This is a genomic window from Streptomyces sp. NPDC043870, from assembly GCF_056435785.1.
Genome location: NZ_JBWKDT010000014.1, coordinates 106,948 through 133,105, shown reverse-complemented (window position 1 = coordinate 133,105; position 26,158 = coordinate 106,948). Strand labels below are relative to the sequence as shown.

At 69.6% G+C, this 26,158-nt stretch carries 28 protein-coding genes, 1 tRNA gene and 1 pseudogene; 11 read left to right on the top strand and 19 right to left on the bottom strand.

Going from position 1 to position 26,158, the window contains the following annotated elements:
• Positions 1–19: 19 nt before the first annotated feature.
• Together AC0699_RS19555 and AC0699_RS19550 are read right to left on the bottom strand one after the other, a co-directional pair.
• Positions 20–367 carry a GroES family chaperonin gene (locus AC0699_RS19555; RefSeq protein ID WP_453668067.1) on the bottom strand — a complete coding sequence of 116 codons (348 nt, stop codon included), beginning with the start codon at positions 365–367 and terminating at the stop codon, positions 20–22.
• Between the two features lie 54 nt (positions 368–421).
• Entirely contained in the window at positions 422–742 is a 321-nt protein-coding gene (locus AC0699_RS19550) for a DUF3618 domain-containing protein (RefSeq protein WP_469770026.1), read from the bottom strand.
• Positions 743–881: 139 nt separating this feature from the next.
• On the opposite strand from AC0699_RS19550, the gene bcp reads away from it, so the two are divergent.
• The 4 genes from bcp (at position 882) to AC0699_RS19530 (ending at position 3,040) form a co-directional block, all read left to right on the top strand.
• Positions 882–1,349: a thioredoxin-dependent thiol peroxidase gene (bcp, locus tag AC0699_RS19545; protein WP_478661678.1), complete on the top strand. Its 468-nt coding sequence runs from the start codon at positions 882–884 to the stop codon at positions 1,347–1,349.
• Between the two features lie 140 nt (positions 1,350–1,489).
• Entirely contained in the window at positions 1,490–2,116 is a 627-nt protein-coding gene (locus AC0699_RS19540; RefSeq protein ID WP_478661676.1) for an HNH endonuclease, read from the top strand.
• Positions 2,113–2,952, top strand: coding sequence for an HNH endonuclease signature motif containing protein (locus AC0699_RS19535; RefSeq protein WP_478661673.1), 840 nt, complete (start codon positions 2,113–2,115; stop codon positions 2,950–2,952). Before AC0699_RS19540 ends, AC0699_RS19535 begins: the two co-directional genes overlap by 4 nt.
• 12 nt (positions 2,953–2,964) lie before the next feature.
• Positions 2,965–3,040, top strand: a tRNA-Leu gene (locus AC0699_RS19530).
• 65 nt (positions 3,041–3,105) lie between these two features.
• Here AC0699_RS19530 and rdgB read toward each other — a convergent pair.
• The 4 genes from rdgB to AC0699_RS19510 form a co-directional block, all read right to left on the bottom strand.
• Positions 3,106–3,708 carry an RdgB/HAM1 family non-canonical purine NTP pyrophosphatase gene (rdgB, locus tag AC0699_RS19525; protein ID WP_478661670.1) on the bottom strand — a complete coding sequence of 201 codons (603 nt, stop codon included), beginning with the start codon at positions 3,706–3,708 and terminating at the stop codon, positions 3,106–3,108.
• A gap of 31 nt (positions 3,709–3,739) precedes the next feature.
• Positions 3,740–4,117, bottom strand: coding sequence for a hypothetical protein (locus AC0699_RS19520; RefSeq protein WP_478661669.1), 378 nt, complete (start codon positions 4,115–4,117; stop codon positions 3,740–3,742).
• 96 nt (positions 4,118–4,213) lie between these two features.
• Positions 4,214–4,951 (bottom strand): ribonuclease PH, encoded by a 738-nt coding sequence (gene rph, locus AC0699_RS19515; RefSeq protein ID WP_469770029.1) that lies wholly within the window; start codon positions 4,949–4,951, stop codon positions 4,214–4,216.
• Positions 4,952–5,210: 259 nt separating this feature from the next.
• On the bottom strand, positions 5,211–5,444 hold the full coding sequence (locus AC0699_RS19510; protein WP_478661668.1) for a PTS sugar transporter subunit IIB: 234 nt from the start codon (positions 5,442–5,444) through the stop codon (positions 5,211–5,213).
• A 242-nt stretch (positions 5,445–5,686) separates the two neighbouring features.
• On the opposite strand from AC0699_RS19510, the gene AC0699_RS19505 reads away from it, so the two are divergent.
• Both AC0699_RS19505 and AC0699_RS19500 read left to right on the top strand, forming a co-directional pair.
• Positions 5,687–6,952, top strand: coding sequence for a PTS transporter subunit EIIC (locus AC0699_RS19505; protein WP_478661667.1), 1,266 nt, complete (start codon positions 5,687–5,689; stop codon positions 6,950–6,952).
• Between the two features lie 194 nt (positions 6,953–7,146).
• Entirely contained in the window at positions 7,147–8,412 is a 1,266-nt protein-coding gene (locus AC0699_RS19500; RefSeq protein WP_478661664.1) for a PTS transporter subunit EIIC, read from the top strand.
• Between the two features lie 78 nt (positions 8,413–8,490).
• Here the strand turns inward: AC0699_RS19500 and AC0699_RS19495 are convergent.
• The 3 genes and pseudogenes from AC0699_RS19495 to AC0699_RS19485 form a co-directional block, all read right to left on the bottom strand.
• Positions 8,491–8,692 (bottom strand): annotated as a pseudogene (locus AC0699_RS19495) (universal stress protein); the annotation flags it as partial.
• Position 8,693: 1 nt separating this feature from the next.
• Positions 8,694–10,220 (bottom strand): APC family permease, encoded by a 1,527-nt coding sequence (locus AC0699_RS19490; protein ID WP_478661662.1) that lies wholly within the window; start codon positions 10,218–10,220, stop codon positions 8,694–8,696.
• Positions 10,221–10,367: 147 nt separating this feature from the next.
• Positions 10,368–11,120, bottom strand: coding sequence for an MBL fold metallo-hydrolase (locus tag AC0699_RS19485; protein WP_478661660.1), 753 nt, complete (start codon positions 11,118–11,120; stop codon positions 10,368–10,370).
• 232 nt (positions 11,121–11,352) lie between these two features.
• On the opposite strand from AC0699_RS19485, the gene AC0699_RS19480 reads away from it, so the two are divergent.
• Entirely contained in the window at positions 11,353–11,814 is a 462-nt protein-coding gene (locus AC0699_RS19480) for a type II toxin-antitoxin system PemK/MazF family toxin (RefSeq protein ID WP_478661658.1), read from the top strand.
• A 208-nt stretch (positions 11,815–12,022) separates the two neighbouring features.
• Here AC0699_RS19480 and AC0699_RS19475 read toward each other — a convergent pair whose 3' ends face one another.
• The 5 genes from AC0699_RS19475 to AC0699_RS19455 form a co-directional block, all read right to left on the bottom strand.
• Positions 12,023–12,973: a PLP-dependent cysteine synthase family protein gene (locus AC0699_RS19475; RefSeq protein ID WP_478661656.1), complete on the bottom strand. Its 951-nt coding sequence runs from the start codon at positions 12,971–12,973 to the stop codon at positions 12,023–12,025.
• 6 nt (positions 12,974–12,979) lie between these two features.
• Positions 12,980–13,258: a MoaD/ThiS family protein gene (locus AC0699_RS19470; RefSeq protein ID WP_453667951.1), complete on the bottom strand. Its 279-nt coding sequence runs from the start codon at positions 13,256–13,258 to the stop codon at positions 12,980–12,982.
• Positions 13,259–13,363: 105 nt separating this feature from the next.
• Positions 13,364–13,486 (bottom strand): putative leader peptide, encoded by a 123-nt coding sequence (locus AC0699_RS19465; RefSeq protein ID WP_453667952.1) that lies wholly within the window; start codon positions 13,484–13,486, stop codon positions 13,364–13,366.
• Between the two features lie 88 nt (positions 13,487–13,574).
• Complete coding sequence (locus AC0699_RS19460; protein WP_478661653.1) at positions 13,575–13,997, bottom strand: M67 family metallopeptidase; 423 nt, start codon at positions 13,995–13,997, stop codon at positions 13,575–13,577.
• Between the two features lie 122 nt (positions 13,998–14,119).
• A complete protein-coding gene (locus AC0699_RS19455) occupies positions 14,120–14,827 on the bottom strand; it encodes a TetR/AcrR family transcriptional regulator (protein WP_478661650.1) in 708 nt (235 codons plus the stop codon).
• 108 nt (positions 14,828–14,935) lie between these two features.
• Here AC0699_RS19455 and AC0699_RS19450 point away from each other — a divergent pair, with 108 nt between their 5' ends.
• A complete protein-coding gene (locus AC0699_RS19450) occupies positions 14,936–17,266 on the top strand; it encodes an MMPL family transporter (RefSeq protein ID WP_478661647.1) in 2,331 nt (776 codons plus the stop codon).
• Complete coding sequence (locus AC0699_RS19445) at positions 17,263–17,991, top strand: LmeA family phospholipid-binding protein (protein ID WP_478661645.1); 729 nt, start codon at positions 17,263–17,265, stop codon at positions 17,989–17,991. The genes AC0699_RS19450 and AC0699_RS19445 overlap by 4 nt, the downstream gene beginning before the upstream one ends.
• A 69-nt stretch (positions 17,992–18,060) precedes the next feature.
• Here AC0699_RS19445 and AC0699_RS19440 read toward each other — a convergent pair whose 3' ends face one another.
• The 3 genes from AC0699_RS19440 to clpS all read right to left on the bottom strand — a co-directional run bounded on the left by AC0699_RS19440 (position 18,061) and on the right by clpS (position 20,740).
• Positions 18,061–19,509: an amino acid permease gene (locus AC0699_RS19440; RefSeq protein ID WP_478661643.1), complete on the bottom strand. Its 1,449-nt coding sequence runs from the start codon at positions 19,507–19,509 to the stop codon at positions 18,061–18,063.
• 320 nt (positions 19,510–19,829) lie between these two features.
• Positions 19,830–20,429 (bottom strand): DUF2017 domain-containing protein, encoded by a 600-nt coding sequence (locus AC0699_RS19435; protein ID WP_478661641.1) that lies wholly within the window; start codon positions 20,427–20,429, stop codon positions 19,830–19,832.
• Positions 20,429–20,740: an ATP-dependent Clp protease adapter ClpS gene (clpS, locus tag AC0699_RS19430; RefSeq protein WP_478661639.1), complete on the bottom strand. Its 312-nt coding sequence runs from the start codon at positions 20,738–20,740 to the stop codon at positions 20,429–20,431. Before clpS ends, AC0699_RS19435 begins: the two co-directional genes overlap by 1 nt.
• Positions 20,741–20,916: 176 nt before the next feature.
• Here clpS and AC0699_RS19425 point away from each other — a divergent pair, with 176 nt between their 5' ends.
• A complete protein-coding gene (locus AC0699_RS19425; protein ID WP_478661791.1) occupies positions 20,917–22,245 on the top strand; it encodes a nicotinate phosphoribosyltransferase in 1,329 nt (442 codons plus the stop codon).
• Between the two features lie 148 nt (positions 22,246–22,393).
• A complete protein-coding gene (locus AC0699_RS19420) occupies positions 22,394–22,978 on the top strand; it encodes an isochorismatase family protein (RefSeq protein ID WP_469770043.1) in 585 nt (194 codons plus the stop codon).
• Between the two features lie 120 nt (positions 22,979–23,098).
• On the opposite strand, the gene AC0699_RS19415 is transcribed toward AC0699_RS19420, so the two are convergent.
• A complete protein-coding gene (locus tag AC0699_RS19415) occupies positions 23,099–23,416 on the bottom strand; it encodes a hypothetical protein (protein WP_469770044.1) in 318 nt (105 codons plus the stop codon).
• Between the two features lie 120 nt (positions 23,417–23,536).
• The gene (locus tag AC0699_RS19410) at positions 23,537–25,972 is read right to left on the bottom strand and encodes an immune inhibitor A domain-containing protein (RefSeq protein ID WP_478661635.1); all 2,436 of its coding nucleotides are present in this window, start codon (positions 25,970–25,972) and stop codon (positions 23,537–23,539) included.
• Positions 25,973–26,158 lie beyond the last annotated feature (186 nt).

Below are 26,158 nucleotides of genomic sequence, written 5' to 3'. Positions count from 1 at the left end.
GATACCGCTACAGATGCTGCTACAGATACAGCCCGGTCGAGTCCTCGGCACCCTCGAAGCGGTCCGCGGCGACCGCGTGCAGATCGCGCTCCCGCATGAGGATGTACGCGACACCGCGCACCTCGACCTCGGCCCGGTCCTCCGGGTCGTACAGCACCCGGTCCCCGGGCTCGACCGTGCGGACGTTCTGCCCGACGGCGACCACCGCCGCCCAGGCCAGCCGACGGCCCACGGCCGCGGTCGCAGGAATCAGAATGCCGCCGCCCGAGCGCCGCTCGCCCTCGGGGGCGTCCGACCGGACCAGTACCCGGTCGTGCAGCATCTTGATCGGCAGCTTGTCGTGCTTGTCGAGGGTGTTGTCGCTCACGACACCGAACCTACCTGCCGAAAGCCGATCCGCACGCCGCCGGGGTCACACCGGTCACGCCTTACGCTTCCTGGCGGACAGCGCGAGCAGCCCCACGACGCCCACGACGAGCACCGCCACCGGCACCACACGCTCCAGCCGCGGCGCGCCGTGCGGGTGCACGAACCGGGCCTTCACATCCGTCACCACGCGGTTCGCGGCGACGCACGCCCGCCCGGCGGTCTGGTCCACTGTCGCGGCGACCTTGGCCTTCGCATCCCCAATGATCGTCTTGGGGTGCACACGCACCCCGATCTCGTCGAGCGTCTCGGCAAGCCGCTCGCGCCGGCGGATGATGTCCGCCTCGATCTGCGCAGGGGTCCTGGCGTCCGACACCGCGCCGCCTCCGTCGTCGTATCCGGTAGTTCTTCCTCAGTGCTTCCTCGACAGTCTGTCAGCTCGACGCCCACCGCACCCCACGGCACCCCTATTACGCTCGGTGCCGTACGCCCGTACCCCTTGAGGAGAACCGAGAATGAGCGAGCGACTCCAGCCCGGCGACACCGCCCCGGCCTTCACCCTGCCCGACGCGGACGGCAACGACGTATCGCTCGCCGACCACAAGGGCCGCAAGGTCATCGTCTACTTCTACCCGGCGGCCATGACTCCCGGCTGCACCAAGCAGGCCTGCGACTTCACCGACAACCTGGAGATCCTGGCGGGCGCGGGCTACGACGTGATCGGCGTCTCCCCCGACAAGCCGGAGAAGCTCGCGAAGTTCCGCGAGAAGGAGGACCTCAAGGTCACGCTGGTCGGCGACCCGTCGAAGTCGGTCCTGGAGGCGTACGGCGCGTTCGGTGAGAAGAAGCTCTACGGCAAGACGGTGACGGGCGTGATCCGCTCGACGGTCGTCGTGGACGAGGAGGGCAAGGTCGAGCGGGCGCTGTACAACGTGAAGGCGACCGGCCACGTCGCCAAGATCATCAAGGACCTCGGCGTCTGAGGCATGCCGCCCGGCTGGACGGCCCGCATCGCGCACGAAGCGGCGCGGGCCGTTCCGTATTTCGGAGGTAACCATCCGATAAGCGGTTCGTTGCTCCGTGCGAGGTTGCGAACGTGCGACCGGGACGGAGGAGATGCACGATGCCGGTCCGATACACCCGGGAGCTGCTCGCCGAGGCAGCGTGTCACACGACCACCTGGGACGACGCGGTCCGTTGGTGCGGCGGAATACCGACTCCGGGCAGCAGGCGCTACCTGCGCCAGAAGATGGCAGAGGCGGGGATAGACGCGTCGCACTACCCGACGAATCGGGTACGGCACACCGAGGAGAGGCTTCGTGCGGCCGTGGCTGCCTCCTCCAGCATCAGGGAGGTCGTCCGCCGACTGGGCCTCAGCCCGGTGGGCGGCAACCACACGCACATCAGCCGTCGGCTCACGGCGCTGGACATCGACACGTCGCACTTCACCCCAACGCGTCGGGGCGGCACCAAAGGGTCAAGGGGACCTGTGCTGACAGTCCGGCCGCCGGAGGAAGGCAGGGTGCCGGGCGAGCGGCTCCGCCGTGAATTGCTGCGGACGGGGATCCCGGAGAGCTGCGCAATGTGTGGGACCGGTCCAGAGTGGAACAACAAGCCGCTCCGGCTCGAGGTCGACCACATCAATGGAGACTGGTGGGACAATCGTCCGGAGAATCTGCGGCTCCTGTGCCCCAACTGCCATGCAGTGACTGATACTTACCGCGGCCGCAGGCGGGGGGATGCGGCATGAGCTCCGCGAAGTACCCCAAGGACGTACTCGCCCGCACCGCCGCCGTCGCCACAAGTGTCGTCGACCTGCTGCGCCGACTAGGGGCACCGTTGGGCAGTGGCCCCCATCGATACGTACGCGGCCGACTGCGGCACTACGGCATCGACACCTCCCACTTCGTGGATGAACCCCTTCCCAAGCGCGAGCCGTACGCCTATACGAAGGTGCTGCTCCAGGAAGCGGCAGCCCACGCTCAGAGCATCCGGGGGATGCTCGAGTTCATGGGCGTACCCCTGTACGAGAGTGCGTACAGCCACCTCCGTACGAAGCTCGACCGCTTCGGTATCGACACCTCGCACTTCACTGGCCGACGCGGCAATGGCGGCCAGGAGCTGATTCCCCGCGAACAACTCGTCCGCGCGGTCTTGGAGTCACGGAGCCTGGCCGGTGTGATGCGCGCTCTCACTCACGCGGACCGCGGCGTGGGACGTTCGCCGGTGAAGCGCAGCATCGCGGCGTACCGGATCTCGACTGATCACTTCGTCGGCCAAGGGCACCAGGCCGGGCGGCAAGCACCCAATCGGAAGTCAGCCGCCGAGATCCTGTGCCTGCTCCCGGCCGGCGCCTCTCGCATGAAGACCATGCTGCTGAGGAGGGCACTCGACGACCTCGGTGTTCCACACATCTGCGCGGAGTGCGGCATCGGAGAGACTTGGCAGAGCAAGCGACTGGTCCTTGAGATTGATCACATCAGCGGCGACCGGCTGGACAACCGGGTCGAGAACCTGCGGTACCTGTGCCCGTCCTGCCACAGCCAGACTCGCACCTATGCGAACCGCCGGAGCGCGGCGCAGTAGAGTGGGCGCCGCGGGTCCGTACCCCAGCTGGCCAAGAGGGCGCCGGTTTAGGTCCGGTGTGTCGTGGGTTCGAGTCCCACCGGGCCCACCGTAGCGACGGGGCGCGGCGGTGTGCCGCGCCCCGGGCATCTGCGGACACAGTCCGGCACAGCCTCAGCCCAGCAGCTCCCCCACCACCGGCACCAGCGCCCGGAACGCCTTCCCCCGGTGGCTGATCGCGTTCTTCTCCTCCGGGGTCAGCTGGGCGCACGTCACGTCGTAGCCCTCCGGCTGGAGGATCGGGTCGTAGCCGAAGCCGTTCGTGCCGATCGGGGCGTGGCGCAGCGTGCCCCGCAGTCGGCCCTCGACGACCCGCTCCGTGCCGTCCGGGAGGGCGAGGGCCGCGGCGCAGGCGAAGTGGGCGCCGCGGTGGGGGTCGTTGACGTCGGAGAGCTGGGCCAGGAGCAGCTTGAGGTTGGCGGTGTCGTCGCCGTGGGTGCCGGACCAGCGGGCGGAGAAGATGCCGGGGGCGCCGCCGAGGACGTCGACGCAGAGACCGGAGTCGTCGGCGACGGCCGGCAGGCCGGTGGCCCTGGCCAGGGCGTGGGCCTTGAGCAGGGCGTTCTCGGCGAAGGTGACGCCGGTTTCCTTGACGTCGGGGATGTCGGGGTACGCGTCCGCGCCGACGAGGTCGTGGGTGAGACCTGCGTCGGCGAGGATCGCGCGGAGTTCGGTGATCTTCCCGGCGTTGCGGGTGGCGAGGATCAGGCGGGTCATGCGCCCAGTATCTACGGGCGTCCCATGGGCGTTACGAGGTGCAGACCTTGCCGATCTCGCCGGCCGCGTCGGTGACCGGCGAGATGTCCGGGGTGGTGTCGCCGTTCTCGACGGCCGTACGGACGTTGGCGACGCCCTTGGTGAGGTCGTCGACGGCCTTGGAGAGGTCGGCGTTGTCGGTCGTGTCCTTGAGGTTGCCGAGTTCCTTGTCGATCTCGTCGAGGGCCTCGGTCAGCTGGGTGGGGTCGTCGGCCGCGGCGCCGACGGCCTGGGAGAGCTTGTCGACGCTGGTGGCGATGGCGTCGGCGGTCTTGACGCAGTCCAGGGCCTTGTCGACGGCGCTGCACCCGATGGCCCCGAACAGGGCGGTGGCGGTGACGACGGCAATGACTATTCGGCGGCTGCGCATGGAACGGGCCCTCCCAGGGGTTATGGACGGGCGTACGGTTCGGCCCGTACGCCCGTGTGGGTAACGACGCCGACGGCGGCGTCCTTGGTTGCTTCTTTACGCTTCGAGCGTGCGGGCAAGCGCTTCGGTCTGGAGCGCAGCGAGGTCGGCGCAGCCACCGGTGGCCAGGTCGAGGAGGGCGTTGAGCTCCTTGCGGTCGAAGGGCTCGGCCTCAGCGGTGCCCTGGACCTCGACGAATCGGCCGTCGCCGGTGCAGACGACGTTCATGTCGGTCTCGGCGCGGACGTCCTCCTCGTAGCAGAGGTCGAGGAGCGGCGTGCCTTCGACGATGCCGACGGAGACGGCGGCGACGGTGCCGGTCAGCGGCTTGCGGCCGGCCTTGACCAGTTTCTTGGCCTGGGCCCAGGCGACGGCGTCAGCGAGGGCGACGTACGCGCCGGTGATGGCCGCGGTGCGGGTGCCGCCGTCGGCCTGGAGGACGTCGCAGTCGAGGACGATCGTGTTCTCGCCTAGGGCTTTGTAGTCGATGACTGCGCGCAGTGAGCGGCCGATGAGGCGGGAGATCTCATGCGTGCGGCCGCCGATCTTGCCGCGTACGGATTCACGGTCGCCGCGGGTGTTGGTGGAGCGCGGGAGCATGGAGTACTCGGCGGTGACCCAGCCTTCGCCGCTGCCCTTGCGCCAGCGCGGGACGCCTTCGGTGACGGAGGCGGTGCAGAAGACCTTGGTGTCGCCGAAGGAGATGAGGACGGAGCCCTCGGCGTGCTTGCTCCATCCGCGTTCGATGGTGACCGGGCGGAGCTGTTCGGGGGTGCGGCCGTCGATACGAGACATGTAGTGAGCCTATCCGTCCATGAGTGAGGGGCCCGTTCCGGTGTGGAACGGGCCCCTCACGGGTGAGCGGCGAGACAGCGCACGCATATGGCCGGTTCGCTTCTCCGCCCACTCGGCGAAACCGCGGGCATCATCGCCGGCCGCGAACCGGCGGCCTCCCGTGCGTCGCTCACGCATGCCTTCGGTTCGCTTCTCCGCCCACTCGGCGAAACCGCGGGCATCATCGCCGGCCGCGAACCGGCGGCCTCCCGTGCGTCGCTCACATCATGTCTTCGATCTCCCCCGCGATGGGGTCGGCGTCGGTGCCGATGACCACCTGGATCGCGGTGCCCATCTTCACGACGCCGTGGGCGCCGGCGGCCTTCAGCGCGGCTTCGTCGACCAGGCTCGGGTCGTGGACCTCGGTGCGGAGTCGGGTGATGCAGCCCTCGACCTCGTCGATGTTGTCGATACCGCCGAGCCCGGCGACGATCTTCTCAGCCTTGCTGGCCATGTGTTTCTCCCTAGGTCTTCTGGGCCGGGGGTGCGGCGATGCCTCCGGACGATGCAGCCGACTGGGACCGTCGACGGCCAATCGTTTTGTCACGGTAACTCACGGTTGGCCCAACTTCACGGGCGAGTTGCGGTCTCGCACCGAATGATGATGATCACCCGCGCCCTGCCCGCGGCCCACGGCCGGACACTGGCGAGCGTACCGCAACTGGTCTACACCAGTACGTCGGAGGGACGATGCCGATGAGCGCCGAGAGCGCTGCCGCGCCGCCGGAGCGGAAGTGGCGGAGCGGCGTCCTCCCCGGGCTCCAGAGGATCGGCCGGAGCCTCCAGTTGCCGGTGGCGGTCCTCCCGGCGGCCGGACTGCTGGTCGGTCTCGGCCGCCTCTTCGAGGCGTATCTGCACGGAGCGTTCTGGGACAAGGCGTCGGACGTCCTCCTCAAAGCCGGCCTGGGCATCCTCGACCCCGGTCTCGGGCTCCCACTGCTCTTCTGCGTCGGCGTCGCCATCGGCTTCGCGAAGAAGGCCGACGGCTCGACCGCGCTCGCCGCCATGGCCGGCTTCCTCGTCTACCACAACGTGCTCAAGGCCTTTCCGGTCGCCGGCTCGGTGACCGAGATGACCCCGGACGGCATTCCGCAGAACCCCGGAGTTTTCGGCGGCGTTCTGATCGGCCTGCTGACGGCCACGATCTGGCAGCGTTACCACCGCACGAAGCTCGTCGACTGGCTCGGCTTCTTCAACGGCCGACGACTCGTCCCGATCATCATGGCGTTCCTGTGCTGCGCACTGGGCGTGGTGTTCGGGCTCCTGTGGGAGCCGGTGGGTGACGCACTGAACTGGTTCTCCAAGCAGCTGATCGACCTCGGCGCCTGGGGTGCGGGCATCTTCGGTGTCGCCAACCGTCTGCTCATCCCCATCGGGATGCACCAGTTCCTGAACGTCTTCTTCTGGTTCCAGGCGGGCGAGTACACCAAACCGGACGGCACGACCGTCCAGGGCGACCTCACCCGCTTCTTCGCCGAGGACCCCTCCGCGGGCCAGTTCATGTCCGGCTTCTTCCCGATCTTCATGTTCGGTCTGCCTGCCGCCGCGCTCGCCATCACGCACTGCGCCCGGCCCGAGCACCGCAAGCGGGTGGGGGGCCTGATGCTCTCGGTCGCCCTGACCTCCTTCGTCACCGGCGTGACCGAACCGCTGGAGTTCTCCTTCATGTTCGTGGCGCCACTGCTGTACGGGATCCACGCCCTGCTCACGGGCGCCTCGATGGCGATCACCTGGGCGCTCGGCGTCCACGCGGGCTTCAGTTTCTCGGCCGGATTCATCGACTACATCGTGTACTGGCACCTGGACACGAAGCCATGGCTGATCATTCCGATCGGCGCCTGCTTCGCGGTCGTCTATTACGTGATCTTCCGGATCGCCATCACGGCGTTCAACATCCCGACACCCGGGCGGGAACCGGAGGAGATCCAGGAGCAGCTGGAGAAGGACGCCACCAAGGCGTAGGGCCTTTGTCGGCATTGACCGGTTATGGTCGAGGCCACAGGAATGACGGGTTCCTTATCCCGCCCTCACCGTGCTACAACAGGTCTACACCTCTGAATGGTGTAGACCACGCGGTTTCACCGCGTTCCCCCTGAGACGCTGCCGTCCCCCTCTGCCCCTGGTCCCGGGCGGCGCCTTGCCCACTGGAGGAAGTTGTGTCCACGGCTAGCGCCGCTCCCGCGGCCGAGAAGAAGAAGGGCGCCAGCGCGATGGCTGTCATGCAGCGCATCGGCCGCAGCCTCATGCTGCCGGTCGCGGTGCTGCCGGCGGCCGCACTGCTCGTGCGTTTCGGCCAGCCCGACATGCTCGCGAGGGAGTCGTTCCCGGCCTTCGTCACCAAGATAGCCGGGTACATGGCGGCCGGTGGCGACGCGATCCTCGCCAACATGGCGCTGCTGTTCGCCGTCGGTATCGCCATCGGTTTCGCCAAGAAGTCGGACGGCTCGACGGCGCTGGCAGCGGTGACCGGCTACCTGGTCTTCCAGAAGGTGCTGGCCACCTTCACCGACCCCAACCTGCCGCAGGTCGAGGTCGTCAAGGACCACAAGGTCGCCCTGGTCGACGCCCCGGTCAACGCCGGTGTCCTCGGCGGTGTGGTCATGGGCATCGTGGTCGCCCTGCTCTACCAGCGCTTCTACCGCACCAAGCTGCCGGACTGGGCGGGCTTCTTCGGCGGTCGCCGTCTCGTTCCGATCCTGTCCGCCTTCGCGGGTCTGATCATCGGCATCGTCTTCGGCTACATCTGGCCGGTCCTCGGCTCGATCCTGCACAACTTCGGTGAGTGGCTGGTCGGCTCCGGGGCCGCCGGCGCGGGCATCTTCGGTGTCGCCAACCGTGCGCTGATCCCGGTCGGCATGCACCACCTGCTGAACTCCTTCCCGTGGCTCCAGGCCGGTTCGTACGAGGGCAAGAGCGGCGACATCGCCCGCTTCCTCGCCGGTGACCCGACCGCCGGACAGTTCATGACCGGCTTCTTCCCGATCATGATGTTCGCCCTCCCGGCGGCCTGCCTGGCGATCGTGCACTGCGCCCGCCCCGAGCGCCGCAAGGTCATCGGCGGCATGATGTTCTCCCTCGCGCTGACCTCGTTCGTCACCGGTGTGACCGAGCCGATCGAGTTCACCTTCATGTTCATCGCCCCGGTGCTGTACGCGGTCCACGCGGTGCTGACCGGTGTCTCGATGGCGCTGACCTGGGCGCTCGGCATGCGGGACGGCTTCGGCTTCTCGGCCGGTGCGATCGACTTCCTCCTGAACCTGGGCATCGCGTCCAACCCGTGGGGCCTGGCTCTGGTGGGCCTCTGCTTCGCGGCGGTCTACTACGTGGTCTTCCGCTTCGCGATCACCAAGTTCAACCTCCCGACGCCGGGCCGCGAGTCCGACGAGGAGCTGGCGGAGCTGCAGAAGGCCGAGGCCAAGTAACCAAGCAAGCGGCCCTCGCAAGCACGCACGCAGAAGCCCCGCCTTCCGTACCGGAAGGCGGGGCTTTCCGCACACCTCGGCCTCGACCGCGTGCGCGAGCGCGATACGGCCGGTCTGCCGGATGGCCTCGTAGTGGGCCCGGTACTCCTCCCCCAGCGCGCCCGGGGCCGCGGCTCCGAAGAGCAGCACGAGCGGTTCGCCGAACGCCACCGACACCTCGAGCGCGACCCGCAACACGCACCGAGCCGGGCGACTCGTCGTACCCCAGGACGACCGACATCTCAGGGCTCCTTGGTGCCGCGCGCGACCTCGGGGTCGGCCACCCCGGGGCGCTCGCTCCAGAACCTCGCCGCCGTGAGGCGTCGCGCAGCCATGATCAGCAGCCCCACGATCAGGATGAAGATGCCGATGACGAGCGGCGGGCCGAAGCCGAACCACGAGACACCGCTGTAGGAGTTCGCGGGGTCGGACATGTCGATGACGGACTCCACGAGCAGCCATGTCAGCAGCCCGGCGCCGATCAGCGGGCCCACCCCGATGAGGAAGAAGTTGCGGACGCTCTCGGTCAGGTGGCGGCGGTAGTACACGGCGCAGGCGACTCCGGTCAGCGCGTAGTAGAACGCGATGAGCAGCGACAGTGCCGTGAGCGAGTCGAAGAGGGCGTTCTCGCTGATCTGGCTGACGACGAGGTACCAGGCGATGGCGACGACGGCGACGGCCCACGTGCTCAAATACGGCGTGCGGAAGCGCGGGTGGATCCGGGCGAAGACGGACGGCAGCGCACCGCGGCGGGCCATCGACAGTCCCGTGCGCGACGATGGGATGATCGTCGTCTGCGTCGAGGCCAGCGCGGACGTCGAGACCGCGAGCAGCACCAGCCAGTCCCAGCCGCCCATGACCTGGCCTGCGAGCAGGGCGAAGACGAACTCCTCCTTGGCGGCGTTCTCGGCGAGGAAGGCCGGTCCGGCGAACGCCACGACCGCGATGGCGACCGACAGGTACGTCACCAGCAGCACGATCGTCGACCAGATGCCGGCCCGTCCGGGGGCGCTGGCCGAGTTCCTGACCTCTTCGGTGAGGTTGACCGCCGACTCCCAGCCCCAGTACATGAACACGCCCAGCAGCAGGCCTCCGGTCAGCGCGGCGCCGCCGGCCCCGAACGGGTTCAGCCACTCGATCTCCGGTTGGACGGGATCGAGTGGGCTCGTACCGGCGTAGACGCGGTAGATCGCGACGAAGGCGAAGGCGAGCAGCGAGACGACCTGGGCCAGGATGAGCACGTTCTGCACATGAGCCGACGCCTCGGTGCCGATGACGCAGATGGTCGTCATCACGAGGATGACGACCACTGTCAGCAGCTGGCGTACGAAGTCGTTCGCGGCCCAGCCGTCCAGGCCGACGGTGAGCAGGCCGAAGCCGACGGCGACGTCGGCGAGCGAGCCGACCACCAGCACGCCGGTCATCATGATCGCCCAGCCGCCGATCCACCCCGCCCAGGGGCCCATGGCCCGGGTGACCCACGAGAACGTCGTGCCGCAGTCCTGGTCGACCCGGTTGAGGTAGAAGAATGCCGACGCGATCAGCAGCATCGGCACGAAGGACGCGAGTACCACGCCGGGGGCGTAGACGCCCACCAGAGCCACGACCGCGCCGATGACCGCGGCGAGCGAGTACGCGGGCGAGGTGGAGTTGATGCCGATGACCAGCGCGTCGAGGAACCCGATCGCGTTGTGCTTCAGCTCCCCCGGCCCCTCCTTGTGGTGCGAGCTGGGCGGGGGCGGGCGGGTGTCCATGACGTCATCGGCCATGTGTCCTCGCAGATCAGAGCGATACGTCGCTTTTGCGTAATCTTAGCGAGGCGGGCCGGAGGGGGCCTGCAGTGCTGCGGCACATCGGTACTGCGCTACTTCGGTACCGCGCTACTGCGCTACTGCGCTACTGCGCTACGAGGACTCCTAGATCTCGTAGACCGCGCCCGCGACCGCCAGCTCGGCGGGCCCGTCGTACACGGCGCGGGCGTCCGCCAGGTTCCGCTCGGCGTCCGTCCACGGCGGGATGTGGGTGAGCACGAGACGCCGCGCCCCGGCGCGGGCGGCGTGGGCCCCGGCCTCCCGGCCGTTGAGGTGGAGGTCCGGGATGTCTTCCTTGCCGTGCGTGAAGGCCGCCTCGCAGAGGAAGAGGTCGGTGCCGCCGGCGAGCTCGACGAGGGGGTCGCAGACGCCCGTGTCGCCGGAGTACGTGAGCGAGCGGCCGTCGTGCTCGACGCGGATGGCGAAGGTGTCCACGGGGTGCGCGACCTTCTCCGTGCGGACCGAGAACGGCCCGATCTCGAAGGAGCCCGGCTTGAGCGTGTGGAAGTCGAAGACCTCGCTCATCGACTTGTCCGAGGGGGTGTCCGCGTAGGCGGTGGTGAGGCGCTGCTCCGCGCCCTCGGGCGCGTACACCGGGATGGCGTCGCAGCGGCCGCCGTCGTGGCGGTAGTAGCGGGCCACGAAGTATCCGCACATGTCGATGCAGTGGTCCGCGTGCAGATGACTGAGAAAGATGGCGTCGAGGTCGTAGAGACCGATGTGGCGCTGCAGCTCGCCGAGGGCGCCGTTACCCATGTCGAGGAGCAGCCGGAAGCCGTCGGCCTCTACGAGGTAGCTCGAACAGGCCGATTCCGCGGACGGGAACGACCCCGAGCAGCCGACGACGGTGAGCTTCATGGAGCTTGAACCTCCGTGGACGGTCGTTCGTGAACGGGGAACGGGGCGGGCTGAGGGGCGAGCGCGGGGGAGGTCGTGCGGTTTGTTGAGCGTACGGCGCGAAGGGGTCGGCCGCTCCTTCGCGGCGGCCCGTTGTGGGGGAACTCACCTGCCCTGTCACCGGATAGGACGAGGTGCGCGGGCGTGTGCGCGGCGCGCATGGCACGGGGTGCGCGCCGGTACCGTCTGGGGTATGGATACGTCCTGGTGGCTGGCGCTCGGCGCGGTGGTGGTGATCGCGCTGGTGGCTGCGGTGGTGCGGGTACGGCCTGGGGGGCGGGTGCGCCCGCCCGGCAGGCCGCGCGGGCGCCTGGCAGGCCCCCCGGCGCCGGCCGGCCCGAAGCGGCGTCCGCAGCCGGGCGAGATCTGGTGGGCGGATGTTCCGTACGAGGACGGACCGGGCTCCAAGGACCGGCCGTGTCTGGTCCTGCGTGTCCACGGCGGCGCGGCCCGGGTCGCCAAGATCACCAGCAAGTACCACGACGCGCGCCCCGGCGTGATCCCGCTCCCGCCGGGTGCGGTGGGCGACGCGCACGGCCGTCCGAGCTTCCTGGAGACGGATGAGCTGCGGGAGGTCCGGGTCCGTGACTTCCGCCGCCGTGTGGGGGTGGTGGACCCGCTGCTGTGGGACCAGGTGCGGCACCTGTCGCCGTAGGTCGTGTCTTCAGAGTCCCGTCTGCCCGGCCTTCGGGCGGACGACGCTACTTTGACGACACTCCCTCACCGGGCCCGGCCCCCGGAGACCCGTACGCCCTTCGGACGCGTCCTCGATCGCCGGACGGGCGGGGTCTGCCGGTCCGTCCGGCGATCGAGGAGCGGAGTCCGGGGCGGGACTCCCCGGGTGGCCGGGGCGGGATCCCGGGTCAGGCCCAGAGCTGGCCGTGCAGCGTTTCGATCGCGGCCTCTGTCGTCGGGGCCGTGTAGACGCCCGTCGAGAGGTACTTCCAGCCGCCGTCGGCGACGACGAAGACGATGTCCGCGGACTCGCCCGCCGTGAGCGCCTTCTTGCCGACACCGATCGCGGCGTGCAGCGCCGCGCCCGTGGACACGCCCGCGAAGATGCCCTCCTGCTGCAGGAGCTCACGGGTGCGGGCCACCGCGTCGGCCGAACCGACCGAGAAGCGCGAGGTGAGGACGGAGGCGTCGTACAGCTCCGGGACGAAGCCCTCGTCGAGGTTGCGCAGGCCGTAGACAAGATCGTCGTAACGCGGCTCCGCGGCGACGATCTTGATGTCGGGCTTGTGCTCGCGCAGGAAGCGGCCGACGCCCATGAGCGTGCCCGTGGTGCCGAGGCCCGCGACGAAGTGGGTGACGGAGGGCAGGTCGGCGAGGATCTCGGGGCCGGTGGTGGCGTAGTGGGCGCCCGCGTTGTCCGGGTTGCCGTACTGGTAGAGCATCACCCAGTCCGGATGTTCGGCGGCCAGCTCCTTCGCGACCCTGACCGCCGTGTTGGAGCCGCCCGCGGCCGGCGACGAGATGATCTCGGCGCCCCACATCGTGAGCAGGTCACGGCGCTCCTGCGAGGTGTTCTCCGGCATCACGCAGACGATGCTGTAGCCCTTGAGCTTCGCCGCCATCGCCAGCGAGATCCCGGTGTTGCCGCTGGTCGGCTCCAGGATCGTGCAGCCGGGGGTGAGCCGGCCGTCCTTCTCCGCCTGCTCGATCATGTGGAGCGCGGGGCGGTCCTTGACCGAGCCGGTCGGATTGCGGTCCTCCAGCTTGGCCCAGATCCGGACGTCCTCCGACGGGGAGAGCCGGGGCAGCCGGACCAGCGGCGTGTTGCCGACCGCGGCGAGCGGGGAGTCGTAGCGCATCCGGGATCAGACCATGCCGCCGGCCACGGCCGGCAGAATCGTGACGTTGTCGCCGTCGGACAGCTTGGTGGAGATGCCGTCGAGGAAACGGACGTCCTCGTCGTTCAGGTACACGTTCACGAAGCGCCGCAGCTGGTCCCCGTCCACGATCCGGGCCTGGATTCCGGTGTGCCGGGTCTCCAGGTCGGCGAAGAGCTCGGCGAGGGTGTCCCCGTTGCCCTCCACGGCCTTGGCGCCGTCGGTGTAGGTGCGGAGGATGGTCGGGATGCGGACCTCGATGGCCATGGCATGGGCTCCTGTCGGAAGGACGTAAGGGCGATACGTGTGGGGCGCGCGGCTCGGCCCCCGCGCGGGGGTTGGTGCGGAGGGTGGTGCGCTCGGGGCCGTGGCTCAGGCCGGACGGCGGTCCGCGCAGCGCGTACAGATGGCGCTGGCGAGGCGGCACAGGTCGACGTGCAGCCGCGCAACGAGCAGCATGCCCGGCGTCTTCTCGCTCACGTCGTTCGAAACCATGCGGTCATCGTAACGATTCCCGCTCCGGCTCCCGGAATGTGATCTCGCATCGTGGACCCGAACTGTTCGCCAGGCGGACGCTCGGTGCTCAGTACGCCTCGACGATCTTGACGTCCTCCTCCGTGACCTCACCCTCGACGATCCGGAACGAGCGGAACTGGAACGGACCCGCGTCGTCCGTGTCCGCCGTGGACACCAGGACGTAGTGCGCGCCGGGCTCGTTGGCGTACGAGATGTCGGTACGGGACGGGTAGGCCTCGGTCGCGGTGTGGGAGTGGTAGATGATCACCGGCTCCTCGTCGCGGTCGTCCATCTCCCGGTACAGCTTGAGCAGATCCGCCGAGTCGAACTCGTAGAACGTGGGTGAGCGGGCGGCGTTCAGCATCGGGATGAACCGCTCGGGCCGTCCCTCGCCGATGGGTCCTGCGACCACGCCGCAGGCCTCGTCGGGGTGGTCCGCGCGGGCGTGGGCGACGATCTGGTCGTACAGGGCCTGGGTGATGGTCAGCATGGGGACGAGAATAGGCGGACGGCCACCGGATCTGAGATCCGGGGACCATTGGCTGAGATCATTCCCGCGGCTCGGGGTCGCGGCAGGTCTCCGGCCGCCCTTCCGGACGATCGCGCGGCCGGTCATCCGGCCGGGTCGTGCGGCCGCTCGTCCGGCCGGTCGGTCACGGCGAGCAGCGCGTGCACCGTGGTCTCCATCGCACGGCGGGCGGCCTCCGGCTCCAGGCCGCTGCTGCGCCAGTGGTACCAGGCGCCCCATGTGGTCACTCCGTCCAGCCCGTTGAGCAGGTCGGCCCTGCGTCCCTCCGGGAGCCGGCCGAGCTCCACGGCGAAGACCTCGGTCAGCCGCTGCCGGGCGAAGTGCATGACCTGCCGGATGGCCTCGTCGACGCGCTCGGACAGCTGGTCCATCCGCAGCACGGCCAGCCGCGCCGGCGTGATCCACTCCAGGATGCGGGCGCGCTGCTCGGCGAGCGCCGCCACCCGGGCCTCCCGCGGCCCGTCCGTCGGCAGCGGCTTGATCTGTGCGGCCAGCTGGTCCAGGCGCCGGGCGATGGCGGTGTCCGCGAGCTGCGTCATATCGGCGAAGTGATGGAACACCAGGCGCCGGGACACCCCGGCGCGCTCGGCGACACGGTCCGCCGGGAACTGCGTCTGCCCCTCGTCCAGCAGGGACAGCATCGCGTCGGCGATCTTCTCGCGGGTCTGCCGGCCGCGCTCGGTGCGGCCGTCCGGCGCACCGCCGCGCGCCCGTTCACGAGCTTCGCCCTGCACCGTCTCCCGGGTGCCCGTCCGGGCGCTGCCCGGCGCCTGCGGTTGCGGCTGCTTCACGTCGGCTCCTCCCATCCCTGCGTTGACATTGTTGCACTCGCGATGCAACTGTGCCGATTGCACGTCGAGTGCAATAACTTCCGCCGCACGAGAGGGACGGCTCATCCGATGCTCCTGTCCGTAGGGCGCTGGTGCGCGCGCAGACCCAAGCGGACCGTGGCCGCTTGGCTGCTTCTGGTCACCGCCGTGGCCGCCGCAGTCGGCGTGTTCGGAACGGCCACCACCGAGGCCGTGACCATCCCGGGCAGCGACAGCCAGGCGGCACGGGACACGGCCACGGCCTTCTCCGACGCGGCCTCCGGCCGGCAGCCCGTCGTCCTGTACGCACCGCCGGGCGCCGCGCCCCTCACCGCGGCCGGGCAGCGCGAGGCGGTCGAGGAGGCCGCGCGGGCCATCGAGGACGTGGCACACGTCACGGCCGTCACCACGCCCTACGAACCGGCGGGCCGCGGCGCCCTCAGTGCCGACGGCCGGACCGGTCAGCTCGTGGTCGAACTCGACGTCACCGGCCGGGACATCACCCCCGGGACCACCCGGAGCATCACGGACGCGGCCGCCGGGGCCACCGGGGCCGGCATCGAGGTGACCCCCGGCGGCGATCTCGCCGCCGCCGCGGACAAGGGCTCCACCGGCCACAGCGAGATCATCGGGCTGGCGGCCGCCTTCGTCATCCTCGCCGTGGGCTTCGGCAGCCTGGTCGCGGCGGGGGTCCCGCTGCTCACGGGGACGATCGGCCTGGCCGTCTCCCTGTGTGCGATCGGCCTGGCGGGCCACCTGATGGACATGCCGTCCTCGGGCACGACCATCGCGGCGATGATCGGTCTCGGCGTGGGCATCGACTACACGCTCTTCTGTCTGACCAGGTTCCGTGAGCTGCGGGCGGCCGACCTGGGCGTCGAGGAGGCGGCCGCGCGCACCACGGCCGGCTCCGGCAAGGCCGTCGTGTTCGCGGGCAGCGCGGTCATCGCCGCGCTCGCCGGGCTCGCGCTGGGCGGCCTGCCGCTGCTCCACGCGCTGGCGCTCGCGCCGGGGATCGCCGTACTGGTCGCCATGGCGGCCACGCTCACCCTGCTGCCCGCCGTGCTCTCGTTGCTCGGGCGGCGGCTCACGCCCAAGGCACGGGCGACGGCCTCCGTGACCGGGGCGACGGACCCCGCGACCGAGGAGACGGACCCCGGGCGCGGGGAGACATCCGGCGCGGTGCTGCCCGATGCCGGACGCGAACGCGCCGATGCCGGACAGGAGCGCCCCGAAGCCGGCCGGGAGCGCCTCCGCGGCTGGGGACGCATCGCCGGGTACGTGGCATCGCGGCCGTGGCGCTGTCTCCTGGCCGCGCTCGTCCTGACCGGTGTGCTCGCCGGCCCTGCCGCGCAGTTGACCTTCGGTCAGCTCGACGCGGGCGACAAGGCCGCCGGAACGGCGAGCCGGACCGCGTACGACCGGCTGGCCGACGCCTTCGGCCCCGGCGCCAACGGCCCCCTGCAGATCGTGTCCACGCTGCCCACCCCGGCGACCGGCCCCGGCGACACCCGGATCACGGACGTCACCGCCGCCCTGCGCACGGCCCACGGCGTCGCGGCCGTCGGACCCGCGCAGCTGGACGCCGACGGCACACATGCGCGCTGGCAGGTCACCCCCACCTCCGCGCCCGGCGACCCCGCCACCGTCGAACTGGTCCATCTGCTGAGGGACGAGACCCTGCCCGACGCCACCGCGGGCACCGGCCAGGTGACCCATGTCGGCGGAGCCACCGCCGCCCAGGCCGATCTGAACGAACGTCTGAGCCGGCGGATGCCGCTGGTCGTGGGCTTCGTCCTCGCCGTCGCCGCACTGCTCCTGCTGGCAGCCTTCCGCTCCCCGGTCGTCGCGGTGAAGGCCGCACTGATGAACCTGGTCTCGGTCGCCGCGTCCTGCGGCGTGCTCACCGCGGTCTTCCAGTGGGGCTGGGGCGCGTCCCTGATCGGGCTCGAAGGCCCGATACCGATCCCCGGATACGTCCCCCTGCTGATGTTCGCCGTGCTGTTCGGTCTCTCCATGGACTACGAGGTCTTCCTGCTCAGCGCGGTCCGGGCGGCCTATCTGCGCGACGGGGACACCCGGCGGGCCGTGATCACCGGGCTCGCCGCAACCGGGCGGATCATCACCTCCGCCGCACTGATCATGGTCAGCGTCTTCCTCAGCTACCTGCTGTCCGACGACCCCGTGGTGAAGATGTTCGGCATCGGCCTGGCCACGGCCGTCGCGCTGGACGCCACCGTCGTCCGCGGCGTTCTCGTCCCGTCCACGATGGTCCTGCTGGGCCGCGCCAACTGGTGGCTGCCCCGCTGGCTGGACCGGCTGCTGCCGCACATGGCCGTCGAGGACGACGGCCACGTCCCGGCGCCGGCCGCTCCCGCGCCGGGCAGCACCCCCCTCGTCGGCACGAAGGGCTCAGCGTGATCCGGGTCCTGGCCCGCGGCCCAAGACGGCTGCTGTGGACGTCGCTCGCGCTGGGTGCGGTACTCGCCGCGCTGCCCGTCGCCGACCGGATCGCCACCGCGGTCGCCGAGGACCGGCTCGCCGAGCGGATCGCCGGGGCGCAGAGTGCCGTGGTCGGCACCCCGCGGGTGAGCATCGACGCCTTCCCCTTCCTGCTGAACGCCGCGGAGGGAACGTTCCCCCGGGTGGCGGTACGGGCCGACGCCGTGACCGGGGAAGGGCGGCCCGTACAGGCGTCGGTGGAGCTGCGCGACGTCAGGGAAAAGGCCGGTGCGTACACGGCCGCTGCCGCCGACGCACGGTTCACCGCGCCCTTCGGCTCCTTCGGCGCCGGTGCCGGTGCCGGTGCCGATCCCGGTGCCGGCGAGGGCGCTTCGTTCTCCGCGGACGCGGACGGACGCCTGCGCATCGAGCGTGAGTTCCTCGGTCTGCCGCTGGTTGTCGTCGCCGAGCTGCGGCTGGCCGGGCGCACGATCACCGTGGTGCCCGTCGCCGCGTCGTTCGCGGGGCGGCCGGTCGACCCGGCGGGCCCCCGTATCGCCGCGGCCTTCGAGGGCCGGCAGCGCACCGTGCCGGAGCTGCCCGCCGGGCTCACCCCGACCGCAGTCTCGGTCGGCGATGCCGGCGTGACGCTCCACGCCCGCGCGAAGGACGTCCGGCTCACTCCGGGCGGGTCCGGGCCCTGACACACATCGGGCCATGCCGGGCGAGACGGCCCGGCATGGCCCGATGGATGGTGCGAGGGGAGCGTGCCGTTACTTGGCGACGTCCGCGTACTCGCGAGTGGGCGCGGCGGTGAGCTGCGCCTTGCGCGACTTCTTCATGAAGGCCCAGCCGATGGCGAGCGCGACGGCCCAGCCGGCGCCGACGTACAGGCTCACGCGGGAGTCCGGGTCGTACGCGATCAGGCCGGTCACGAAGAGCAGGAACACCAGGGCGATCCAGCTGCAGACCGAGCCGCCGGGGGCCGGGAACGAGGAGGCGGGCAGCCGTCCGGCCTCGACCGCGCGGCGGTAGCGGATGTGGCTGACGAGGATCATGATCCAGGTCCAGATGCCGGCCGCGGTGGCCACCGAGGTGACGTAGCCGAACGCCTTCTCCGGGACGACGTAGTTGAGGAGCACGCCGATGCCCATGAGGGCCACGGAGACGGTGATGCCGATCGCCGGGGTCTTGCTGGCGGCCAGCTTGCCCAGGACCTTCGGGGCCTCGCCGTTGGAGGCCAGGTCGCGCAGCATACGGCCGGTCGAGTACATGCCGGAGTTGCAGGACGACAGGGCCGCGGTGAGGACGACGAAGTTGACGATGGCCGCACCGGCCGGGATGCCGATCTTGGCGAAGGCGGCGACGAAGGGGCTCACGCCGGGCGCGAACTCCGTCCACTTGACCACGCACAGGATGACCGTGAGGGCACCGACGTAGAAGAGGGCGATCCGCCAGGGCAGCGAGTTGATGGCCTTGGGCAGGGTCTTCTCGGGGTTCTCGGACTCACCTGCGGTGACGCCGACCAGCTCGACGGCGAGGTAGGCGAACATCACGCCCTGCAGGGTCATCAGGCTGGAGCCGATGCCCTTGGGGAAGAAGCCGTCGAAAGCCCACAGGTTGGAGACGGCGGCGGTGTCACCCGCGGCGCTGAAGCCGAAGGTCAGCACACCGAGACCGATGACGATCATGCCGACGAGCGCGGTCACCTTGACCATCGAGAACCAGAACTCGATCTCGCCGAAGAGCTTCACCGAGATCAGGTTGGCGACGTAGAGGACGACCAGGAAGACCAGGGCCGTGACCCATTGCGGGACCGAGGGGAACCAGTAGTTGATGTAGATCGCGGCGGCGGTGAGCTCCGCCATGCCGGTCACGATCCACATCAGCCAGTACGTCCAGCCGGTGACATAGCCGAAGAACGGGCCGAGGAACTCCCGGGAGTACTCCGCGAAGGAACCGGAGACCGGCCGGTAGAGGAGCAGCTCGCCGAGCGCCCTCATGATGAAGAAGATGATCACGCCCGCGAGGGCGTACATGAGGATGAGGCTGGGTCCGGCCTTCGCGATGTTCGCTCCGGCTCCCAGGAACAGGCCCACGCCGATGGCGCCGCCAATGGCGATCATCTGGACCTGGCGGGGACCGAGCCCACGCTCGTATCCCTCGCTCGAAGTTGCCGCGGCCTCATTGCCGTCATGCTTGTCGACCCGCGCTGAGGTCATGGATGCTGCGCCCTTTCTCCATGCTGACCCGCGCCGACTGCGTACGGCTGCGGATCAGGTCCTGATCCCCCCGGATGTGGATGGAGTGCCACCGGCGGTCTGCCGGTCGAAGCGCACCCGGGAACAGGGGTGGCGTCCCCGGGCGGTCGTGAAGATTTATCACGGCCGCAACATTGATCCATTCAGGGCGATGTGACGCACCGCACAGGAAGAAGCGGACAAAACTCATCTGACGCGGCAAAGCGGGGCGAGTGAGTGACGCGATCGTTATCCGGATTTGAGTGTCCGTTGAGCGAACATCGCCGGGCGTCACCGTGGCCCTACGGCATCAGCGTCTCGACGAGCGTCTCCTGGAGCGCACCGAGCCAGAGGTACGCCATCACCATCGGCTTGCGCGGGTCGGAGTCCGGCAGCCGGTACAGCTCGCCGCCCTCGTCCTCGTCGGTGACCTCGAGCCGGGTGCCGATGGTGAGCCGCAGGTCGTTCAGCGCGCCGAGCCAGTGCTGGGAGTCGCCGGCGGTCAGCTTCAGGACCGCGCCGCCCTCGCCCGTCGAGGTGAGCGCATCGAGATTGCGGACGACCGCGAGGGCGTCGCTGCGCTTGCGGTCGCGCAGATCGTTCTCCGTGAAGCGCCGGAACTCGGCGGAGAACTCACGGAGTTCATCGGCGTTGTCGGCGCCTTCGCCCTCCGGGCCGCCGTACGCGTCCGGGAAGAGACGGGCCAGCGCCGGGTCGGAGGGCGGCTCGCTCGGGCCGTCCGCGAAGAGCGCGGCGAGCGGGTCCTCCCCCTTGGCGGGCTCGTCGCCCGGGCCGATCAGCTCCAGCAGCTGGACGGCGAGCGAGCGGAGGATGGAGATCTCGACCTCGTCGAGAGCGACGGCGGCGCCACCACCGGGCAGCGCTTCGAAGTGTCCGGCCATCACTTACGTTCCTGGGAGAGCGTCGCCCACAGTCCGTAGCCGTGCATCGCCTGCACGTCACGTTCCATTTCTTCGCGGCTGCCGCTGGAGACGACCGCGCGGCCCTTGTGGTGGACGTCCAGCATGAGTTTGTGGGCCTTGTCCTTGGAGTAGCCGAAGTAGGCCTGGAAGACGTACGTGACGTAGCTCATGAGATTGACCGGATCGTTGTGGACGATCGTCACCCAGGGGACGTCGGGCTCGGGTACGGCGAAGGTCTCCTCGGCCGACTGGGTCTGCTCGATCTCTAGAGGCACAGTCACTCCACCCATGCTGCCACCCGAGGGGCGCTGTCGCACAAACGACCCCGCGCGTTTCGCGGACATCTCGTCACTCTGACGAGATTGGGGGTAGCATCCTTTGCATGGCTGCGATCCCCGGGGGCCGACCTCCTGTCCCCCGGCTTGCCCGATCGGCGGCTCAAGACGAGAGTGCGAGGTTGACCGTTGTGAACGTTGCGGATCTGGGCCTGCCGGTGGACGTGCCGTCGACCGCGCTCTTCACCGACCAGTACGAGTTCACGATGCTCCAGGCGGCGCTGAAGGCCGGGACCGCCGATCGCCGCTCGGTCTTCGAGGTCTTCACCCGGCGGCTGCCCGAGGGCCGCCGCTACGGCGTGGTCGCGGGCATCGGACGCGTCCTGGACGCCGTGGAGAACTTCCGGTTCGACCCGGGCGTGCTCGGCTTCCTCCGCGACCGGCGGATCGTCGACGAGCCGACCCTCCAGTGGCTGTCCGACTACCGCTTCAGCGGCGACATCTGGGGCTACCCGGAGGGCGAGGTGTACTTCCCCGGCTCGCCGATCCTGCGGGTCGAGGGCTCCTTCGCCGAGTGCGTGCTGCTGGAGACCGTGATCCTCTCGATCCTCAACCACGACTCGGCGATCGCGGCCGCCGCCTCCCGTATGTCGTCCGCCGCCGGCGGGCGCAGGCTCATCGAGATGGGCGCCCGGCGCACGCACGAGCTCTCCGCCGTCGCCGCCTCGCGCGCCGCGTACGTCGGAGGCTTCAACTCCACCTCCGACCTCGCCGCGGGGTTCCGCTACGGCATCCCGACGGTCGGCACCAGCGCACACGCCTTCACCCTGCTGCACGACACCGAGCGGGACGCCTTCCGGGCCCAGGTGGAGTCACTCGGACGGGGGACGACCCTCCTCGTCGACACGTACGACGTCGCCGAGGCCGTCCGTACCGCCGTCGAGGTCGCCGGTCCGGAGCTCGGTGCCGTACGCATCGACTCCGGGGACCTGCTGCTGGTCGCCCACCGGGTACGGCAGCAGCTGGACGAGCTGGGGGCGCGGAACACGAAGATCGTCGTGACGTCGGACCTCGACGAGTACGCGATCGCCTCGCTGGCCGCGGCGCCCGTGGACGCGTACGGAGTGGGTACCCAGCTGGTCACCGGCAGCGGTCACCCGACCTGCTCCATGGTCTACAAGCTGGTCGCCCGCGCCGCCTCCGGCGACCCGCAGGCCCCGCTCACCCCGGTGGCGAAGAAGTCCCTCGGCGGGAAACTGTCCGTGGGAGGCCGCAAGTGGGCCGCCCGCCGGGCCGACGACGAGGGCGTCGCCGAGGCCGAGGTGCTGGGCACCGGACAGGTCCCGGACGCGCTCGCGGACCGGCAGCTGCTGGTGGAGCTGGTCAAGGGCGGCGAGGTCGTCGCCCGTGAGCCGCTGGACGCGGCGCGTGAGCGGCACATCGCGGCGCGTGCGGCGCTGCCCATGTCGGCGGTCCAGCTGTCCCGTGGCGAGCCCGTGATCCCCACGGAGTACCTGTAAACCGCATGAACACCGGATGACCCAGGAGGCAACGACAGCGGTATTAGCAGGCAAATGCCCCCTCCCGCAAGGCGGTTGAAGTCTCTACCCTCAGAACATTGCCGCCGGACCGTCTCCCCTCCTCACCCTCCACCGAAGGACACCCGCCATGCACCGCGCATTGATCGTCGTGGACGTTCAGAACGACTTCTGCGAGGGGGGCAGCCTCGCGGTGGCGGGGGGTGCGGATGTCGCCGCCGCCATCACCGACCTGATCGGTGCGGCCCAGCCCGGCTACCGCCACGTCGTGGCCACCCGCGACCACCACATCGATCCGGGCGACCACTTCTCGGAGCACCCCGACTACGTGGACACCTGGCCGGCCCACTGCGTCGCCGGTACGGAAGGGGTCGGCTTCCACCCGAACTTCGCCCCGGTGGTCGCCAGCGGGGCGATCGACGCGGTCTTCGACAAGGGGGCGCACGCGGCGGCGTACAGCGGCTTCGAGGGGACCGACGAGAACGGCTCGACGCTGGCGGAGTGGCTTCGCGCCCACAAGGTCACCGAGGTCGACGTCGTCGGGATCGCGACCGACCACTGCGTGCGTGCCACGGCCCTGGACGCGGCCCGCGAGGGCTTCCGCACGCATGTGCTGCTCGACCTCACGGCCGGGGTCTCCGAGGAGACGACGGACCGGGCGCTGGAGGAGCTGCGGAGCGCGGGCGTGGAGCTGTCCGGGAAGCCGGTGGTGTAGCCCCCGCGCCTCGGCCCCGGACCGGCTCCAGTGGCCTGTCCGGGGGCCCGGGGCGAAGTCCCTGAGGGAGCTCGAGGACACGGCACGAGGCCGTACGGGGGGTCTGGGGCCTGCCCCCGGTCACGCCCCGCCCGCGGGCTTCAGCAGCGCGCGTATCGGGTGCCACAGCTCCTGCGTCGTGAGGCCCTCGTGCGTGCGCCAGACCAGGCCGTCAGGATGGTGCAGCACCGCCGTGATCTCGTCCGGCGTCGGCGGTTCCGCGTTCCCCCGCAGATAGACCGCCCGCAGGCCCAGATTCCGCAGCCGGGTCAGGGCGCGGGCGCGGTTCGCCGCATGGACCAGGATCCGTACCGTGCCGCCGTCGCCGGCCGGACTGGGCAGGCCTATCGCGACCACGACACTGCCTCCTGGCAGTTTGCAGAAGCCTCCGCCGGGCATGCCTCACGCTCCCCCGTACTCACTGTCAATAAGAACTTCGGTCAGACGCACCTAAACACGATCGGCCGCCGCCCGCTAGAGGGCGACGGCCGATCACGTTCTGACCTGCGACGATGCGCGTTACTTCGCCGAGGGGCCGACCTTCACGGTGATCGTCTGGCCGTTCTTCGGCTCGTTGACGATCGATATCCGAGTGTTGGTGTCAGCAACCTTGACACCGGCGGTCGCGGTCTCCTCGTACCAGTAGACACCCTTGCGGTCGTCGAAGACCGGGTTGCCCTTGTGCGAGCCGATCTTCAGCGCCTCGTCCGCCTTGTGCAGCGTGAAGGCGTCCGAGCGGAAGGTGCTGAAGGTCGAGTCGTACGACTGGATGCGGTTGCGCAGCAGGGTGCCGTCCGCCCACTTCATCGGCTTGGCGTTGGCGTCGATGGGGAGGACCAGGCCCTGGCCCGGGTGCTGGCTGGTGTTGTTGTCCTTCTGGGAGGTGTCCCAGAGCCAGATCAGCAGACCGTTCTGGTACGGGTAGTGCTCGACCCAGCCGTCCTTCGGCGCCTTGAAGCCGAAGTTGTACGGGCCGACCTTCAGGGTCTGGTCGTACGAGACGTACTGACGGTTCTCGGCCAGGTAGTACTGCTCGTACTCGTTGGTGAAGGACTCACCGATGCGGGAGAAGCCCTTCGCGGTCCAGCCGTTGTCGTCACCCTCGGCGTTGTCCGAGAACAGCGGGGCGCCGTCGGCGTTGACGGTGATCGCGTCGGCCGTGAAGCCCTTGCCGCCCGCGCCGCCGTCGGTCTGGTAGCGGAAGCGGACGTCGACCTTCTTGCCCGCGTAGGCGTCCAGCGAGTAGACCAGCTTCTTGTTCCCTCCCGAGGCGCCGGTCAGGGCCGGGGCGTCGCTCGCGTCGCGCGGGATCGCCGTGCCGTCGGCGGTGCCGTCGACGGCGGTCCAGGTGGCGCCGCCGTCCGTCGAGACCTCGGCGTAGAGGAAGTCGTAGTCGGCCTCGATGTCCCACCAGCCCGAGAGCTCCAGGGACGCCTTGGACTTGCCGGTGAGGTCGACGGAGCGGGTGAGGGTGTTCTTGAGGTCGTCACCCATGTTGCTCCACCACTGCTTGGAGCCCTCGGCGGGCTTCACGATGGTGGTGGTGACCTTCTTCTTCGGCAGCTCGACGACGAGGGCCTGCGGGTTCTTGGTGTTGTACTCGGCCACACCCAGCTTGTGGGTGGACTTCGTCGCCGCCTTGCCCTTGGTGTAGTTGAGCCAGCCCAGCTGCAGCTTGTCCCAGGCGGTCATGTCGCCGGGCATGTCACCGATGGAGTCCTGGCCGGTGCCGAGCCACGAGCCGGACGACATCAGGGTCCAGAAGCCGGTGGAGTTGTCACCGCCGCCGGAGGTGTCGTAGTGGTCCGGCAGACCGAGGTCGTGGCCGTACTCGTGGGCGAAGACACCGAGGCCGCCGTTCTCGGGCTGCATGGTGTAGTCGCCGACCCAGATGCCGGTGCTGCCGATCTGGGTACCGCCGGCCTTGTTGTTCGCCGGGCCGGTCTTGCCGGCGTCGGTGCCGTACGCGTACCAGCGGTGGGCCCACAGGGCATTCGCGCCCTCGACGCCGCCGCCCGCCGACTCGTCCTCGCCCGCGTGGACGATCTGGAAGTGGTCGATGTAGCCGTCGGCCTCGTTGAAGTTGCCGTCGGCGTCGAAGTCGTAGCGGTCCCACTGGTCGTACTGGGACAGCGCGGCCTTGATCTGCTCGTCGGTCTTGCCCTTGGCCTTCTGGTCGGCCGTCCAGGCGGTGACGCCGTCCTTGACCGCGTCCCAGACGTTGTTGCAGTTGGACTGGCCGCAGTAGTTCGAGCCGTAGCGGGCCTCGTTGTAGTCGACCTTGACCCAGTCGGAGACCGTGCCGTCGACCGAGTACCGGCCGGAGGAGGTCCGCTCGTAGTAGGTCTTCAGCGAGTGCTTGGGGTTCCCCTTCTTGTCCTTGCCCTCGCCGAAGTACAGGTCCTGGAAGTGCGCCTGGTTGAAGTCCTTCTGCCAGGCGGTGGAATTGTCCACCTTGCGGTCCGGCTCGGCGATCTTGTTGTGCAGCGGGCCGGGCGTACCGCCGTACTTCTTGACGGGCGGCTTCGGGCCCGCGCCGTCCGGGTCGAACATCGTGGTGTCGTCGACCTTGTCGCCGAACTCCACCAGGATCGTGAAGATCTTGTCGGTCTTCTCCCGTCCGAGCTCGACGTACTTCTTGTTGTCGAGCTTCACGACATTGGACGCGCCGCGCTTCTGCACGGTCGCGTCCCCGGATATGACCTGCTCCAGCGCGGCCTTGCGCTGCTGCTCCTGCTGCTTGCTGAACGGGCCCTCGAGGTCGTGGTCGACTCGGGCCTGGTCGTGGCCCTTGTCGTGGCCCGCGCCGGGCGCCGGGTCATGGCGCTCGACGCCGGCGGAGCCGGAGGGCTTGTTCTCGGCCTGGGCCGTGGTGAAGGCTCCGGCCGTCGCGCCGGTCGCGGCCAGAGCCACGAACACCGCGGACGCTCTGATCGCCCGTCGTCTGCTGGTCACTTGATGGTGTCCTCCCCCGCGCGCCGACGAAACCGCGGACCAACGGATGTGGGGTGGGATCCGCGCGCGGCAGCGCGTGCACAAGTGACGACATTTGACCGGAGTTAACGGAGAAAAGACAGACCTTGACTTGCGCAGGCCAACTGCACTATGCAGGAGCGCAGTTCCGGATATCGGACGCGTCTC